Source organism: Rathayibacter sp. AY1F9, from assembly GCF_002932155.1.
Lineage (GTDB): Bacteria > Actinomycetota > Actinomycetes > Actinomycetales > Microbacteriaceae > Rathayibacter.
On record NZ_PSVA01000006.1, the window covers coordinates 111,364 to 127,759 of the forward strand.

The following is a 16,396-nucleotide window of genomic DNA, read 5'->3' on the forward strand; positions in this document are numbered from 1 at the left end:
AAACGGAGCAATACATGGCCGACATGGTTATGCCCAACAGTGTTTTCGACCGCCTGCTCAAGGACCGGATCATCTGGCTCGGTTCCGAGGTGCGCGACGAGAACGCGAACGAGATCGCCGCGAAGCTCCTGCTCCTGGCAGCCGAGGACTCCGAGCGGGACATCTACCTCTACATCAACTCGCCCGGCGGCTCCATCACCGCGGGCATGGCGATCTACGACACGATGCAGTTCGTCCCGAACGACATCGTGACCGTGGGCATCGGGATGGCGGCCTCCATGGGCCAGCTGCTCCTCACCGCCGGAACCCAGGGCAAGCGCTACATCACCCCGAACGCGCGGGTGCTCCTCCACCAGCCGCACGGCGGCTTCGGCGGCACGGCCTCCGACATCCAGACCCAGGCGCAGCTCATCCTCGACATGAAGAAGCGCCTCGCCGAGATCACCGCCAAGGCGACCGGCAAGACCGTCGAGCAGGTCAACGAGGACGGTGACCGCGACCGCTGGTTCAGCGCCGAGGAGGCCCTCGCCTACGGCTTCGTGGACCACATCCGCTCGTCGGCGACCGACGTGGCCGGCGGTGGCGGAACCGCCATCGACGAGTAGTCCAGCGAACGCGCCGAGAGATCAGGAACAGACAATGACCACACCCACCTTCGGCGGAACGGCGTTCGGCTCCGGAGCCGCACCGTCCTCGCGCTACATCCTCCCCACGTTCGAGGAGCGCACGGCCTACGGCTACAAGCGCCAGGACCCGTACGCCAAGCTCTTCGAGGACCGCATCATCTTCCTCGGAGTCCAGGTCGACGACGCCTCCGCGGACGACATCATGGCCCAGCTCCTCGTGCTCGAGAGCCAGGACCCGGACCGCGACATCGTCATGTACATCAACTCGCCCGGTGGCTCCTTCACCGCGATGACGGCGATCTACGACACGATGCAGTACATCCGCCCGCACATCCAGACGGTCGTGCTCGGCCAGGCCGCCTCGGCCGCCGCCGTGCTCACCGCCGCGGGAACGCCCGGCAAGCGCCTCGCGCTGCCGAACGCGCGCATCCTCATCCACCAGCCCGCCGTGCAGCAGGGCGGGGGCCAGGCCTCGGACATCGAGATCCAGGCCGCCGAGATCATGCGCATGCGCGAGTGGCTCGAGGAGACGCTGTCGCACCACTCGAACCGCTCGATCGAGCAGGTCAAGAAGGACATCGACCGCGACAAGATCCTCGGCGCGAGCGACGCGCTCGAGTACGGGCTGATCGACCAGGTGCTCACCAGCCGCAAGAGCCTCCCGGCTCTCACGGCGTAGGGCGTCCAGGAGGGGCCGGGTGGCGGAGCGATCCGCCGCCCGGCCCCTCTCTGCGTCCTCCGTCGCCGTAGCAAAGCGCCACACGAGGCGCAAGGCACGGCGAATCCGGCCCGCCTGCCGAGCCCTCGCGGCTCAGCGGCTAGGCTCGGAGCAGTGTCAGGGGGCTCGTCCCGCTCGCACCGGCCGGAGCTCCGGGCTCCGTTGCACGACCGACCGACGCACGACAGACGCACGACAAGGAAGTGGGGCATCCCCGTGGCACGTATTGGCGAAAGCGCCGACCTGCTGAAGTGCTCCTTCTGCGGCAAGAGCCAGAAGCAGGTCCAGCAGCTCATCGCGGGACCGGGCGTCTACATCTGCGACGAGTGCGTCGAGCTCTGCAACGAGATCATCGAGGAGCGCCTCTCCGAGTCGAGCGAGGAGACGAGCCACGAGTTCGACCTCCCGAAGCCGAAGGAGATCTTCGGCTTCCTCGAGGAGTACGTGATCGGGCAGGAGCAGGCCAAGAAGGCCCTCGCCGTCGCCGTGTACAACCACTACAAGCGCGTGCGGGCCCGCAACACCATCACCGCCGCCGACGCGATCCACGACGAGGTCGAGATCGCCAAGAGCAACATCCTGCTCATCGGCCCCACGGGCTGCGGGAAGACCTACCTCGCCCAGACCCTCGCGAAGCGCCTCAACGTGCCCTTCGCCGTCGCGGACGCCACGGCCCTCACCGAGGCGGGCTACGTCGGCGAGGACGTCGAGAACATCCTCCTCAAGCTCATCCAGGCCGCCGACTACGACGTCAAGCGTGCCGAGACCGGCATCATCTACATCGACGAGGTCGACAAGATCGCGCGGAAGGCCGAGAACCCCTCGATCACGCGCGACGTCTCGGGCGAGGGAGTGCAGCAGGCGCTGCTCAAGATCCTCGAGGGCACCGTCGCCTCCGTGCCCCCGCAGGGCGGGCGGAAGCACCCGCACCAGGAGTTCATCCAGATCGACACGACGAACGTCCTCTTCATCGTCGCCGGCGCCTTCGCCGGACTCGAGGACATCATCTCGTCGCGGGCGGGCAAGCGCGGCATCGGCTTCGGCGCCCCGCTGCACAACAAGGAAGACGAGATCAACATCTTCAGCGAGGTCCTCCCGGAGGACCTGCACAAGTTCGGGCTGATCCCCGAGTTCATCGGGCGCCTCCCCGTCGTCACGACGGTCACGCAGCTCGACCAGGTCGCGCTCATGCAGATCCTCACCGAGCCGCGCAACGCGCTCGTGAAGCAGTACCAGCGGATGTTCGAGATCGACGGCGTCGAGCTCGAGTTCGACCGGGGCGCTCTCGAGGCCATCGCGGACCTGGCGGTCCTCCGCCAGACCGGAGCTCGCGGACTGCGCGCCATCCTCGAGGAGGTGCTCGGCCCGATCATGTTCGAGGTGCCCTCCTCGGACGAGGTGGCGCGCGTCGTCGTCACCCGCGCCGCGGTGCTCGACAACGCGGCCCCGACGATCGTGCCCCACGCTCCCCGTCGCCAGGAGAAGAGCGCCTAGTCGCTCCCCGCCCCGCTCTGCCAGTTCACCGCGATTGGCCCGGCGGATCGTCGGGCGAGGCGCTCCCGCTTCCCTAACCTGGCGGAGCGCGTCGACGGCGCGTCCGGTCGCCTCGGTGCCGGTCGATCCTCCGGGAGGCTCCGCCATCGTCCAGCCGCTGCTCGCCGGGATCGTCGCCGCCCTGACCGGCTTCTCGAGCTCGTTCGCGATCGTGCTCGCCGGGGTGGTCGCGGTGGGCGCCACCGACGTGCAGGCCGCGTCGGGCCTCCTCGCCGTCTGCGTGCTGCAGGGGGTCCTCTGCATCGTGCTGAGCATCCGCTACCGCGTGCCGATGACCTTCGCCTGGAGCACGCCGGGCGCCGCCCTGCTGGCCGCGACCGCGACGCTCCCCGGCGGCTTCGACCGCGCGGTCGGGGCGTTCCTGGTCGCCTCCGCTCTGCTGGTGGTCACCGGGCTGTGGCCGGCGCTCGGGAGGCTCGTCGCGCGCATCCCGCGGCCGCTCGCGAACGCCATGCTCGCGGGCATCCTGTTCCCGCTCGTCCTGGCGCCGGTGCGCGCGGCGGTCGAGATCCCCGCGCTCGCGCTGCCGGTGATCCTGCTCTGGCTGCTGCTCCTGCGGCTCCTGCCCCGCTGGGCGGTGCCGGCCGCGATCGCCCTGGCGATCGTGCTGCTGATCGTGACGGACGGCGCGGCACTCGCCGGTGCGCCGCTGCTCCCCGTGCCGCAGTTCGTCGCTCCGGTGTTCGAAATCGGAGCGATGGTCGGGATCGGCCTGCCGCTCTACGTGGTCACCATGGCCGGGCAGAACATCCCGGGCATCGCGGTGCTGTCGAGCTTCGGCTTCGCGGCCCACTCGCGTCCCGGGATCGTCTCGACCGGCGCTCTCTCCGGGGTCTCGGCGGTCTTCGGCGGAGTGCCGATCAACTACGCCGCGCTCAGCGCCGCGCTGACCGCGGGTCCCGAGGCCTCGCCGCGGCCGGAGCAGCGCTGGGTCGCCTCGGTCTCGGCGGGCGCCTCCTACCTCGTGCTGGGCGTGTTCGCCGGAGCGGCCGCCGCGCTGGTGTCCTCCGCGAGCCCGCTGCTGATCGAGGCGGTCGCCGGTCTGGCGCTGCTGGGGGTGTTCGTGTCGGCGGTGCAGGCCGCTGTGGAGGACGCGCGGCTGCGGCTGCCGGCGGCGGCGACGCTCCTGGTCACCGCCTCCGGCACGACCATCGCGGGGATCGGATCGGCGTTCTGGGGCCTGGTCGTGGGACTCGTCCTCCTCGCCTGGCTCGTCCCCCGGCGCCGCTAGAGGAGGCCGCGGCGCGCGAGCAGCGGCTCGGTCCGCGCATCCCGCCCGCGGAACGCGCGGTACGCGTCGAGCGGATCGCGGGAGCCGCCGAGCTCGAGCACCCCGCGGCGGAAGCGCTCGCCCGCCGAGCGGTCGAGGCCGCCGTTCTCCTCGAACCACTCGACCGTGTCCGCGTCGAGGATCTCGCTCCAGATGTAGGAGTAGTAGCCCGCGGAGTAGCCGCCGGAGAAGACGTGCGCGAAGTACGTGCTGCGGTAGCGGGGCGGCACGGCGGGAAGGAGGAGGCCCGCGCCGTCGAGCACGTCGCGCTCGAAGGCGGCTGCGTCGCGCGGCTCGACCGGGGCCGCCAGGGAGTGCCAGGCGAGGTCGAGCAGGGCGGACGCCAGGTACTCGCTCGTCGCGAAGCCCTCGCCCCACAGCGCGGACGCCTCGAGGCGCTCGACGGTCCCCGCGGGCAGGGCCTCGCCGGTCTCGACGTGGCGGGCGTACTCGGCGAGGAGCCCGGGGCGGCGCACCCACGTCTCGTTCACCTGGCTCGGGAACTCGACGAAGTCCCGGAACACCGCGGTACCGGCGAAGCGCGGGTACCGCGTGCTCGCGAACAGGCCGTGCAGGGCGTGCCCGAACTCGTGGAACAGCGTCTCCACCTCGTCGAGGCTGAGAAGGGCGGGCTCGCCCGGGCCCGGAGCCGACAGGTTCAGGTTGTTCACGACGACGGCGGAGTCACCGAGCAGCGACGTGCGGCTGGAGAGGGAGTTCATCCACGCCCCGCCGCGCTTCGAGTCGCGGGTGAAGGGATCGAGCAGGAACAGGCCCAGCGGGGTCCCGTCCTCCTCGTGCACCTCGAACACGCGGACGTGCTCGCTGTAGCCGGCCAGGTCGCTCCGCTCCGAGAAGCGGACGCCGTAGAGACCGGTGGCGGCGGCGAACACGCCGCGGCGGAGCACCCGCTCCAGCTCGAAGAAGGGACGCAGTGCGCTGGAGTCGACGGAGTAGCTCTCCGACCGCACGCGCTCCTCGTAGTAGGCGCGATCCCACGCCTCGATCGTGAAGCGCGGCGCTCCGGCGGCGTCCTGCTCGGCGTCGGCGGAGGCCTGCATCCGCTCGAGCTCGATCCTCGCGTTCCGGGCGGCGGGAGCGGCGAGCTCGCGCAGCAGCGACAGGACGCGCTCCGGCGAGCCCGCGGTCTGGCCCGAGATCACGAAATCGGCATGCGAGGCCGCGCCCAGCAGAGCTGCGCGCTCGGCCCGCAGCGCGACGATCTGCTGCAGAGTCGCGGTGGTGTCGTGCGGCCCGCCTTCCGCACCGCGGCCGACAGAGGCGCGCAGGACGCGCTCGCGGACGCCGCGGTCGCGCAGACGCGCGAGCCAGGGGTGGCCGGAGTAGAGGGGCAGGGTGATCAGCCAGCCGTCGACGCCGCGGTCGGCGGCGGCGCGCGCGGCGGCCGAGACGTCGGACTCGTCGAGCCCGTCGAGGCCGGCGACGTCCTCGAGGAGGACCGCCCGGTCGTTCGACTCGGCGAGCAGGTCCTTCTCGAAACGCGTGGTCAGGGTCGAGAGCTGCTCGTTCAGCTCGCCGAGCCGTGCCTTCCCCACGTCGTCGAGGAGCGCACCGGAGCGCTCGAACCCGGTGATCCTCCGCTCGAGGAGGTAGGCCGTCTCGGCGTCGAGGTCGAGCTCCGTCGACTGCTCGGCGAGAGCGCGGAGCCGCGCGAAGAGGCGCGGGTCGAGGCTGATCGCATCGCTGTGGGCCGAGAGCAGCGGAGCGAGCTCGGCCTTCAGAGCGTCGGTGAGCGGAGTGCGGTCGGAGGCGGCGACGGTGAAGAAGACGGCGCTCACCCGGCGCAGCTCGCGCCCCGCCCGCTCGAGGGCGACGAGGGTGTTCTCGACGGTCGGCGGCTCGGAGGCGCCGGCGATCGCGTCGATCTCGGCGCGGTGCCGGCGGAGGGCCTCGAGGAACGCCGGGCGGTAGGCCTCGGGGTCGACGGCGGCGAAGTCGGGGAGCCCGTGGGGGAGTCCGCTCGGCTCGAGCAAGACGGCGACGGGATCGGGAGCGCTCATCCTGCGAGCCTAGAGCTCGAGCGGGGGAGCGGGCTCCGGCTCAGGATCGCAGGACGCGCGCTCACCGGGCTCGGCGACCGCGCCGCGAAGGGGCGTCAGCCCCAGTCGTCGTCGTCGTCCTCCCCCTCCACGCGGCCCTGCGGCTGCGTGATGTAGGCAGCGTCCTCGTCGGGACGGTGGGTGATCGTCGTGCCGTCGTCGAGTTCGAGGACGGGCCTGCCCTCGAGCCAGGTGAGCGTCCAGCGCCAGTCGGCGGTCGCCGTGCCGGCCGCGGCGAGCTCGCCCTCGACGTCGCCGATGGCGGTGACGACGATCTCGGGGAGGGTCTGCGGCGGCACTTTGCCTACCGACCAGCGGGTTCCGAGCTGCATGGGAGGGGTCCTCTCGACGGTGGGGAGGGAGGCGGGACGGTTCCCGCCTCCCGGGGGCGGCGCTACGCCTCGGTCTCGAGCTCGATGCCGACTGTGAGGGCGTCGCCCTCGGCGAAGTCGAGCGCCGCGATCCTGCCGACGGCCGCGAGGTCTCCCGCGGCGAGCCGGAGGGACGCGACGAGCTCGGCGGGCGCCGTCACCAGGGCGGAGCGGGCCGGCGTCTTCTGCGAGGCCTTCGCATCGGTCTTCGCGCGCCGGATGGCCGTGAGGACCGAGCTCGCCGCGGCCAGGACGGCGGGGTCGCCGCCCAGGCCCTCGACGGTCGGCCAGGGGCGCAGGTGCACCGAGTCGTCGTGCGACCACGACCAGGTCTCCTCCGTCGCGAACGGCAGGAACGGCGCGAACAGGCGCTGGAGGACGTCGAGCGCCCGGTGCAGGGCGGCCGCGGCGGACGCGCCGTCCTCGCTGTACGCGCGCTCCTTCACCAGCTCCAGGTAGTCGTCGCAGAACGTCCAGAAGAACGCCTCCGTCGTCTCGAGGGCGCGGGCGTGGTCGTAGTTCTCGAGCGCCGTCGTCGCGTCGGCGACCACGGTGTCGAGGGTGGCCAGCATGCTGAGGTCGAGCGGGTCGGTGACCTCGGCGCCCTCGGCGAGAGGGAAGCCGTGGATGAACTTCGCCGCGTTGAGGATCTTGATCGCCAGTCGGCGGCCGATCTTGATCTGCGTCGGGTTCTGCGGGTCGAAGGCCGCGTCGGTGCCCAGGCGCGAGGAGGCGGCCCAGTAGCGGACCGCGTCCGAGCCGTGCTGCTCGAGCATCGCGGCGGGAGTGACCACGTTGCCCTTCGACTTCGACATCTTCTTGCGGTCGGGGTCGACGATGAAGCCGGACACGGTCGCCGTGCTCCACGGGGCGCGGCCGTCCTCGAGCTGCGAGCGCAGGAGGGTAGAGAAGAGCCAGGTGCGGATGATGTCCTGGCCCTGCGGGCGCAGGTCGTAGGGAGCGACCAGCTGCCAGAGCTCGTCGTCGCGCTCCCAGCCGCCCGCGAGCTGCGGGGTCAGCGAGGAGGTCGCCCAGGTGTCCATCACGTCGAGCTCGCCCTGGAAGCCGCCCGCCGCTCCGCGCTGGTCCTCCGAGTAGCCGGGGGCCGGGTCGCTGGAGGGATCCACCGGCAGCGCCGCCTCGTCCGGCACGATCGGGGAGTCGAAGACGGGGTTGCCGTCGCCGTCGAGCGGGTACCACACCGGGATCGGCACGCCGAAGAAGCGCTGGCGCGAGATCAGCCAGTCGCCGGAGAGGCCGTTCACCCAGTTCTCGTAGCGGACGCGCATGAACTCCGGCACGAAGCGCACGTCGCGGCCGAGCTCCAGCAGGCGCTCCTTGAGCACCGCGTCGCGAGCGCCGTTGCCGATGTACCACTGGCGGGTCGACACGATCTCGAGCGGCTTGTCGCCCTTCTCGAAGAACTTGACCTGGTGGGTGATGGGGCGCGGGTCGCCGACCATCTCGCCGGACTCCTTCAGCAGCGCCACGACGGCCTGCTTCGCGGAGAAGACGGTCTTGCCGGCGAGCTGCTCGTACGCGGCGCGGCCCCCGTCGCTCGTGATCGCGGCGGGCGCCTCCGAGATCAGGCGGCCGTCGAAGCCGATGATCGCGCGGTTGGGCAGGTCGAGCTCGCGCCACCAGACCACGTCCGTGATGTCGCCGAAGGTGCAGATCATCGCGATGCCCGAGCCCTTGTCCTTCTGCGCGAGGTGGTGCGCGAGCACCGGGACCTCGACGTCGAAGAGCGGCGTGCGGACGGTGGTGCCGAACAGCGCCTGGTAGCGCTCGTCGTCGGGGTGCGCGACGAGGGCGACGCAGGCCGGCAGCAGCTCGGGACGGGTCGTCTCGATGAAGACGTCCTCGCCGCCCTCGCGGTGGAAGCCGAGGCGGTGGTAGGCGCCGGGCTGGTCCTTGTCCTCGAGCTCCGCCTGGGCGACGGCGGTCCGGAAGGTGATGTCCCAGAGCGTCGGGGCCTGCGCCTGGTAGGCCTCGCCTCGGGCGAGGTTGCGGAGGAAGGCGCGCTGCGAGGCGGCCTGCGACTCGTCGCCGATGGTCCGGTAGCTCTGCGACCAGTCGACGGACAGGCCGAGGGTCCGCCAGACGTCCTCGAACTGCTTCTCGTCCTCGACGGTGAGGCGCTCGCACAGCTCGACGAAGTTGCGGCGCGAGATCGGCTTCTGGTCGGCGGCCTTGCTGCTCTTGTTGTCGCCGCCCTCGAACGGAGGCGTGAAGCCGGGCTCGTAGGGGAGCGTCGGGTCGCAGCGCACACCGTAGTAGTTCTGCACGCGGCGCTCGGTGGGCAGGCCGTTGTCGTCCCAGCCCATCGGGTAGAAGACGCTCTTGCCGCGCATCCGCTGGAACCGCGCGACGACGTCGGTGTGCGTGTAGGAGAAGACGTGCCCGATGTGCAGCGACCCGGACGCGGTGGGCGGCGGGGTGTCGATCGAGTAGACGTCGGCGCGGGTGAGGCCGGTGCGGTCGAACCGGTAGGTCCCGTCGGTCTGCCAGCGGAGGCCCCACGTGCCCTCCAGGCCCTCGAGGGCGGGCTTCGCGGGGAGGCGGTCGGCGAGGGTCATGATGCTCCGGTTCGCTATGGGCGGCACCGTGTCGGTGGTGATGGTGCCTGGATGGGGGCTCCGGGGCGAGTCGCCCGCCGGCCGCGACGATTCTACCGGAGCGGCGGGAGCCGGGTCAGTCGACGACGGAGGTGAAGCCGGCGCGGACGGGCGCGAGCGCCTCGTCGAGATAGGGCACGAGCTCGCCGCGGGTGGGGCCCGCCGCGGCCCACGCCTGCACGGCCGCCACCGCGGCTCCGACGCTCGCGTAGGCGATGGCGCGCGAGAGGTGCGAGGGCAGCGGGCGCGCGCTCCGCTCCTCCACGAAGCGGGCGATCACGGCCGCCTGCCGGGCGAGGCGGCCGAGGGCCGACGCCTGCAGCTCGTGGACGCTGCCGATCATCTCGGACTGGGTGAGCACCCACGGCACCGTCGCGGGTCCGAAGCCGGAGCCGATCGCGAGCAGTGCGTCGCCGAGCGCGTCCATCACCGGCGCCTCTGCCGCCGTCTCGGCCAGCGCCTCCGGGAGCTCGGCCAGCCGGTCGTCGACCAGCACCCAGAAGACGTCGCTCTTGGACTCGAAGTAGTTGAAGAAGGTGTTGCGCGAGACCCCCGCCCGCTGGGCGATCTGCTCGATCGTCGTGCCCGCGTAGCTCTGCTCGACGAAGAGGTCCAGTGCAGCGTCCTCGAGCATGGAGCGCGACGACGCGCGGGGCCGTCCGCGCTGCACTCCTCGCACCATGAACCGCTCCTGCTCCGCTTCCCCCGACGCGCTAGGATAGCGCCGGACGACTTCGACCCGGCCATCACCGGTGAGTCTCCGGAAGAACGGCGCCGGCTCCGGCCTGCGCCCAGTAGACCCGGACGGGTGCGGCCCGTGACAGCCGATCGAGTGGGAACGCGTCAGCGGGCACTCCTCCGGGAGCGACCGGCCGACCGGTCCAAGCGAGGTGGTACCGCGACCCGGCCCGGGGTCTGAGATCCGGGCGGGCCGTCCTCGTGCAGACCAGCAGCACTGCCAGGAGACCGCACGTGACCTACCCCCTGACCCCGCCCACCCCGCACGGAGCCGAGCCCGCCGAGGGCTCCGCGTTCGGCCGGGGCGTGTCCCCGTCGCCGCGCTTCCCCGAGATCGAGGAGCGCGTGCTCGCGTACTGGAAGGCGGACGACACCTTCCAGGAGTCGATCCGGCAGCGCGAGGGAGCGCCGGAGTGGGTCTTCTACGACGGCCCGCCGTTCGCCAACGGCCTGCCGCACTACGGGCACCTCCTCACCGGCTACGCCAAGGACGTCTTCCCCCGCTTCGAGACCATGCGCGGACGGCAGGTGCACCGCCGCTTCGGCTGGGACACCCACGGCCTGCCCGCCGAGCTCGAGGCGGAGCGGCAGCTCGGCATCACCGACAAGTCCCAGATCGAGGAGATGGGCGTCGCGGCCTTCAACGCCGCCGCGAAGGAGTCGGTGCTGCGCTACACCGGGGAGTGGCAGGACTACGTCACCCGCCAGGCGCGCTGGGTCGACTTCGACGACGACTACAAGACGCTCGACCCCACCTTCATGGAGTCGGTGATCTGGGCGTTCAAGCAGCTCTACGACAAGGGCCTCGCCTACGAGGGCCACCGCGTGCTGCCGTACTGCTGGCGCGACCAGACGCCGCTCTCGAACCACGAGCTGCGGATGGACGACGACGTCTACAAGATGCGCCAGGACCAGACGGTCACCGTCACCTTCCCGCTGGTCGGCGAGACGGCGGAGGCGCTCCAGCTGACGGCGGTCCGCGCTCTCGCGTGGACGACGACGCCGTGGACGCTGCCGACGAACCTCGCGCTCGCCGTCGGGCCCGACATCGAGTACGCGGTCGTCCCCGCCGGCCCGAACGGCGCGGCCGACGGCAGGGGCGAGCCCGAGGAGCGCGAGCTCTCGGCCGAGTACCTGCTCGCCATCGACCAGGTCGGCGCCTACGCGAAGGACCTCGGCTATCCGGACGCGGAGTCGGCCCTGGCCGCCGTCTCGCGCACGCACCGCGGCTCCGAGCTCGAGGGGATCAGCTACGACCGCCTCTGGGACCACTACGCGGACACCGAGGCCTGGGGCACGCAGAACGCGTGGCGCATCCTCGTCGCCGACTACGTGACGACCAGCGAGGGCACCGGCATCGTGCACCAGGCGCCCGCCTACGGCGAGGACGACCAGAAGGTCTGCGAGGCGGCGGGCATCCCCGTCATCATCTCGGTCGACGACGGCGGCCGCTTCCTGCCGCAGATCAGCGAGGTCGCCGGCCTCCAGGTCTTCGACGCGAACAAGCCCCTCACGCAGCTCCTGCGCGCGGGCCACCGGCTGCTCCGCCAGGCGAGCTACGAGCACTCGTACCCGCACTGCTGGCGCTGCCGCAACCCGCTGATCTACAAGGCGGTCTCGAGCTGGTTCGTCCGCGTCACCGCGATCCGCGACCGCATGGAGGAGCTCAACCAGGAGATCACCTGGGTCCCCGAGAACGTCAAGGACGGCCAGTTCGGCAAGTGGCTCTCGGGCGCGCGCGACTGGTCCATCAGCCGCAACCGCTACTTCGGCTCGCCGATCCCGGTGTGGAAGAGCGACGACCCGGAGTACCCGCGGATCGACGTCTACGGCTCGCTGGACGAGCTGGAGCGCGACTTCGGCGTGCGCCCGGACGACCTGCACCGGCCGTTCATCGACGAGCTGACCCGCCCGAACCCCGACGACCCGACCGGGCGCTCGACGATGCGCCGGATCAGCGACGTCCTCGACGTCTGGTTCGACTCCGGATCGATGCCCTTCGCCCAGGTGCACTACCCGTTCGAGAACGCGGACTGGTTCGACACCCACAACCCGGCGGACTTCATCGTCGAGTACATCGGGCAGACGCGCGGCTGGTTCTACACGCTGCACGTGCTCTCCACCGCGCTCTTCGACCGCCCGGCGTTCCGCAACGTGGTCAGCCACGGCATCGTGCTGGGCAACGACGGGCAGAAGATGTCCAAGTCGCTGCGCAACTACCCGGACGTGGCCGAGGTCTTCGACCGCGACGGCTCCGACGCCATGCGCTGGTTCCTGATGTCGAGCCCGGTCCTCCGGGGCGGCAACCTCGTCGTGACGGAGGAGGGCATCCGCGAGGGCGTCCGCCAGGTGCTGCTGCCGCTGTGGAGCACCTGGTACTTCTTCTCCCTCTACGCCAACGCCTCGGCGGGCGGCGGCTACGAGGCGACCAGGCGCACCGGCTCCGAGGACGTCCTCGACCGCTACCTGCTGGCCAAGACCCGCGATCTGGTCGAGAACGTGACCGGCCGGCTCGAGGCGCTGGACTCCACGCTCGCGGCCGCCGCGCTCCGCGACTTCAGCGACGTGCTCACGAACTGGTACGTGCGCCGCTCCCGCGACCGCTTCTGGCAGGGCGTCGACGAGGACGGCCGCGGATCGGAGGCGTTCGACACGCTCTACACGGTCCTCGAGACCGTGTGCCGCGTCGCCGCCCCGCTCCTGCCTCTCGTCACGGAGCAGATCTGGCAGGGCCTGACCGGCGGCCGCAGCGTCCACCTCACCGACTGGCCGGAGGCGGACGAGTTCCCCGCCGACCCGGCGCTCGTGCATGCGATGGACGCGGTCCGCGGCATCTCGTCCACCGCGCTCTCCCTCCGCAAGCAGGCCGGGCTCCGCGTCCGCCTGCCGCTCGCGCGCCTGACCGTGGTGGTCGCCGACGCCGCCGAGCTCGCGCCGTTCGAGGCGATCCTCCGCGACGAGCTGAACGTGAAGGAGGTGTCGCTGGTGCCGCTGGTCGACTCCAGCGCCGCCGACTACGGCGTCACCTCCCGTCTCGCGGTCAACGCGCGCGCCGCCGGGCCCCGGCTCGGCAAGGGCGTGCAGACCGTGATCAGGGCCGCCAAGGCCGGCGACTGGAGCGAGACGGACGGCGTCGTCACCGCCGGCGGCGTCGAGCTGGTCGAGGGCGAGTACGAGCTCACGCTCGAGGTCGGCGGCTCGGCCGGCGACGACCGCGCCATCGCCCTGCTCCCGCGCGGGGGCTTCGTGCTCCTCGACACGGCGACCACCCCCGAGCTCGAAGCGGAGGGGCTCGCCCGCGACCTCATCCGCGCGGTGCAGGACGCCCGCAAGGCGGCCGGGTTCGAGGTCAGCGACCGGATCGTCCTGGAGGTCGTGCTCGACGAGCCGAGCCTGCAGGCGCTCGAGCCGCACGCGCTCTGGATCGCGGAGGAGACCCTCGCGACCGGATGCGCGTTCACTCCGCTCACCACGGCTCTCGAGGGCGGCGAGGGCGCGATCGCCTTCGGCCCCGCGGGCACCGCCATCATCCGCGTCGAGAAGGTCGAGGCCGCCGATGTCTGATCCGTTCGAGCCGGACGACGCCGACCGCGCGGCCGCCGACGCCGTCTACGCCGCGCTGCTGGAGCGCCTGGGCGAGGCGAGCGTCCGCCCGCGCCTCGCTCCGACCCGGCGCGCCGTCGAGATCCTCGGCGACCCGCAGCGCGCCTACCCGGTGATCCAGATCGCCGGAACCAACGGCAAGACCTCGACCAGCCGGATGATCGAGAGCCTGCTGCGCGCCCACGGGCTGCGGGTGGGCCTGTTCACCAGTCCGCACCTCGAGCGCTTCAACGAGCGCATCGTCATCGACGGAGAGCCGATCTCGGACCGGAGCCTCGCCGACAACTGGCAGGACGTCGAGCCGTACCTGCGGATGACCGACGCCGAGCTGGCCGAGCAGGGCGAGGCGCCGCTGTCCTTCTTCGAGGCGATCACCGTCCTGGCCTACGCGGCCTTCGCCGACGCGCCGGTCGATGTGGCCGTCGTCGAGGTCGGGATGGGCGGCGAGTGGGACTCGACGAACGTCGCCGACGCGCAGGTCGCCGTCTTCACGCCGATCGCCCTCGACCACATCGACCGCCTCGGCTCGACGATCGAGGAGATCGCGCGCACCAAGTCGGGCATCGTCAAGCCGCTCGCCTCGGTGGTCTCCGCGAGGCAGGTCCCGGAGGCGGAGGCGGTGCTGCGGCACGCGGCCGAGGCCACCGAGTCGACGATCGTCGTCGAGGGGGCGGAGTTCGACGTCGAGTCGACGACCGTCGCCGTCGGCGGCCAGGTCGTCACCGTCCGGGGACTCGTCACCACGTACGAGCAGCTGCTGCTGCCGTTCTTCGGCGACCACCAGGCCGAGAACGCCGCCGTGGCCGTCGCCGCGGTCGAGACGTTCCTGGGAGGCGGGACGCAGGAGCTCACCGGCGACGTCCTCGACGAGGGCTTCGCCGCCGCGACCTCCCCGGGCCGCCTGCAGCTCGTCGGACTCGCTCCGCGCACCGTCGTCGACGCGGCGCACAACCCGCACGGTGCCGCGTCCCTCGCCGCCGCTCTCGGCCGCTACTTCGACTTCGACCGCGTGACGGCCGTCCTCGGCGTGCTGGCCGAGAAGGACGCCGAGGGGATCCTCCGGGAGCTCCGCCCCGTGGTGGACGAGCTGATCGTGACCACGGCGCCGAGCGATCGGGCGATGCCCGCCGAGGAGCTCGCCGCACTCGCCCGCACCGTGTTCCCGGAGGAGGCGGTCCGCGTCGCCGACGACCCGCTCGGTGCTCTCACGGCCGGTCGCGTCCTCGCGGCGCGCACCGACAAGGGCGCCCTGCTGGTCACGGGCTCGATCACCCTCGTCGGCCGCACGATCACCGCGGCCCGCGACGAGAACTGGCTGGGCGCGTGAGGGCCGGACGCCCGCGGCGCTCGCGGACCGTCCGGGAGAGCCTCGGCTCGATCGTGCTCGGCTTCGAGGCGGTCATCGTCTTCCTCGCCACCCTGGTGGCCTTCGGGCTGAAGGCGGCCGACCCCGTGGTCGTGCTGGTCGGGGGAGCGGTGGTCTGCCTCGCGCTCGTCGCCACTCTGGGCCTGCTGAACCGGCCGGTCGGCTTCCGCATCGGCTGGGTGCTCCAGTTCGTTATCGTGGCCTCGGGCCTGCTGGTCCCGATCATGTACGTGATCGGCGCCGCCTTCGTGGCGCTGTGGACGTACTGCATGGTGACCGGCACCCGCCTCGACGCTCAGACGCGCCGGGCGGCGGAGCCCACCGACCCCACCGAAGGAGACCGCTGAACCATGGCCACCCAGGAGACCCTCGTCCTCGTCAAGCCCGACGGCGTCGCCCGCAACCTCACCGGCGAGATCCTCCGCCGCATCGAGGCGAAGGGCTACTCCCTCGTCGACGTGAAGCTCGTCGAGGCCGACCGCGAGCTGCTCGCCGCCCACTACGCCGAGCACGAGGGCAAGCCCTTCTACGAGCCGCTCGTCGAGTTCATGGAGAGCGGCCCGATCATCGCCCTGCGCATCGCGGGCGACCGCGTGATCGAGGGCTTCCGCGCCCTCGCCGGCACCACCGACCCGACCACGGCCGCTCCCGGCACCATCCGCGGCGACCTCGGCCGCGACTGGGGCCTCAAGGTCCAGCAGAACCTCGTGCACGGGTCCGACTCCGAGGAGTCGGCCGCGCGCGAGCTCGGCCTCTGGTTCGCCTGAGCCGCTCGGCCGCCTGCCTCTGACGACGTCCGTCAGAGGTAGGCGAGCACGTTCAGCCTCACCTGCGCGATCACCGCGATCAGCAGGTAGCAGAGCAGCGTGATGAACGGGACCCAGCCGTAGGCGGCACCGGCGAAGCGGCGCACCCCGGCGCGGACGGGGAACACGCCCTCACGGAGGTTGCGGAGCGTCACCAGCCAGAAGCCCGGGATGACGACGGCCCAGGTGACCATGCACCAGGGGCAGAGCGTTCCGAGCGCGAAGACGCTCGTCGCGATGAGCCAGCCCACGAACACCAGGGCCAGCAGGAAGCCGACGTTGAAGGCCGCCCAGAACCACCGGTCGAACCGGGCGCCCGCGAGCAGGCCCAGCCCCACCACGATCGGCGCGATCCAGGCCGCCAGGCCGATGAGGGGGTTCGGGAAGCCGAAGACCGCGCCCTGCGCCGAGTTCAGGTTCGCACTGCACTGCACGAGCAGGCTGAAGTCGCAGCCGAGGCCCGCATCGGGGTTCTCGAGAGCGGCGAACTTGTCGTTCGTGAGGGCGAAGGCGGCGGTCCAGCCGATCACGCCGAGGACGATCAGCAGGACGGCGAAGAGGACGGGGCGCTGCTGCATGGGGGCGTCGCGCACCCCGGGATCGCTGGACACCGGGGGATTATGGCACGCGCCGGATCGGCGCCTCTGGGAATGCGTGCGATAATCG

13 protein-coding genes are annotated in these 16,396 nt (G+C 71.6%); 8 read left to right on the forward strand and 5 right to left on the reverse strand.

Annotation, left to right across the window (positions count from 1 at the left end; all coding sequences use genetic code 11):
* The first annotated feature begins 14 nt into the window (after positions 1-14).
* The 4 genes from C5C37_RS06225 to C5C37_RS06240 all read left to right on the forward strand — a co-directional run bounded on the left by C5C37_RS06225 (position 15) and on the right by C5C37_RS06240 (position 4,129).
* Complete coding sequence (locus C5C37_RS06225) at positions 15-605, forward strand: ATP-dependent Clp protease proteolytic subunit (RefSeq protein ID WP_097165884.1); 591 nt, start codon at positions 15-17, stop codon at positions 603-605.
* A gap of 34 nt (positions 606-639) precedes the next feature.
* The gene (locus C5C37_RS06230) at positions 640-1,305 is read left to right on the forward strand and encodes an ATP-dependent Clp protease proteolytic subunit (RefSeq protein WP_068253282.1); all 666 of its coding nucleotides are present in this window, start codon (positions 640-642) and stop codon (positions 1,303-1,305) included.
* A 255-nt stretch (positions 1,306-1,560) separates the two neighbouring features.
* Positions 1,561-2,838 (forward strand): ATP-dependent Clp protease ATP-binding subunit ClpX, encoded by a 1,278-nt coding sequence (gene clpX / locus C5C37_RS06235; RefSeq protein WP_104223693.1) that lies wholly within the window; start codon positions 1,561-1,563, stop codon positions 2,836-2,838.
* Positions 2,839-2,953: 115 nt separating this feature from the next.
* Positions 2,954-4,129 carry a benzoate/H(+) symporter BenE family transporter gene (locus C5C37_RS06240; RefSeq protein WP_104309938.1) on the forward strand — a complete coding sequence of 392 codons (1,176 nt, stop codon included), beginning with the start codon at positions 2,954-2,956 and terminating at the stop codon, positions 4,127-4,129.
* On the opposite strand, the gene C5C37_RS06245 is transcribed toward C5C37_RS06240, so the two are convergent.
* From C5C37_RS06245 to C5C37_RS06260, 4 genes are all read right to left on the reverse strand, one after another.
* Positions 4,126-6,189 carry a M3 family metallopeptidase gene (locus tag C5C37_RS06245; protein ID WP_104338655.1) on the reverse strand — a complete coding sequence of 688 codons (2,064 nt, stop codon included), beginning with the start codon at positions 6,187-6,189 and terminating at the stop codon, positions 4,126-4,128. The two genes, C5C37_RS06240 and C5C37_RS06245, sit on opposite strands and share 4 nt — an antisense overlap.
* Positions 6,190-6,284: 95 nt before the next feature.
* Positions 6,285-6,560: a hypothetical protein gene (locus C5C37_RS06250; RefSeq protein ID WP_104338656.1), complete on the reverse strand. Its 276-nt coding sequence runs from the start codon at positions 6,558-6,560 to the stop codon at positions 6,285-6,287.
* Between the two features lie 62 nt (positions 6,561-6,622).
* Positions 6,623-9,178, reverse strand: coding sequence for a valine--tRNA ligase (valS, locus tag C5C37_RS06255; RefSeq protein ID WP_104338657.1), 2,556 nt, complete (start codon positions 9,176-9,178; stop codon positions 6,623-6,625).
* 115 nt (positions 9,179-9,293) lie between these two features.
* Positions 9,294-9,899: a TetR/AcrR family transcriptional regulator gene (locus tag C5C37_RS06260; protein ID WP_104338658.1), complete on the reverse strand. Its 606-nt coding sequence runs from the start codon at positions 9,897-9,899 to the stop codon at positions 9,294-9,296.
* 290 nt (positions 9,900-10,189) lie between these two features.
* Here C5C37_RS06260 and ileS point away from each other — a divergent pair, with 290 nt between their 5' ends.
* From ileS to ndk, 4 genes are read left to right on the forward strand one after another with little or no spacing between them, the layout of a single operon-like run.
* Positions 10,190-13,519: an isoleucine--tRNA ligase gene (gene ileS / locus C5C37_RS06265; RefSeq protein ID WP_374954038.1), complete on the forward strand. Its 3,330-nt coding sequence runs from the start codon at positions 10,190-10,192 to the stop codon at positions 13,517-13,519.
* Positions 13,512-14,885 (forward strand): folylpolyglutamate synthase/dihydrofolate synthase family protein, encoded by a 1,374-nt coding sequence (locus C5C37_RS06270; RefSeq protein ID WP_104338659.1) that lies wholly within the window; start codon positions 13,512-13,514, stop codon positions 14,883-14,885. Before ileS ends, C5C37_RS06270 begins: the two co-directional genes overlap by 8 nt.
* Entirely contained in the window at positions 14,882-15,271 is a 390-nt protein-coding gene (locus C5C37_RS06275; protein WP_104262805.1) for a DUF4233 domain-containing protein, read from the forward strand. The genes C5C37_RS06270 and C5C37_RS06275 overlap by 4 nt, the downstream gene beginning before the upstream one ends.
* Positions 15,272-15,274: 3 nt before the next feature.
* The gene (gene ndk / locus C5C37_RS06280; protein ID WP_104267223.1) at positions 15,275-15,691 is read left to right on the forward strand and encodes a nucleoside-diphosphate kinase; all 417 of its coding nucleotides are present in this window, start codon (positions 15,275-15,277) and stop codon (positions 15,689-15,691) included.
* 32 nt (positions 15,692-15,723) lie between these two features.
* On the opposite strand, the gene C5C37_RS06285 is transcribed toward ndk, so the two are convergent.
* Entirely contained in the window at positions 15,724-16,308 is a 585-nt protein-coding gene (locus C5C37_RS06285) for a vitamin K epoxide reductase family protein (RefSeq protein WP_104338671.1), read from the reverse strand.
* Positions 16,309-16,396 lie beyond the last annotated feature (88 nt).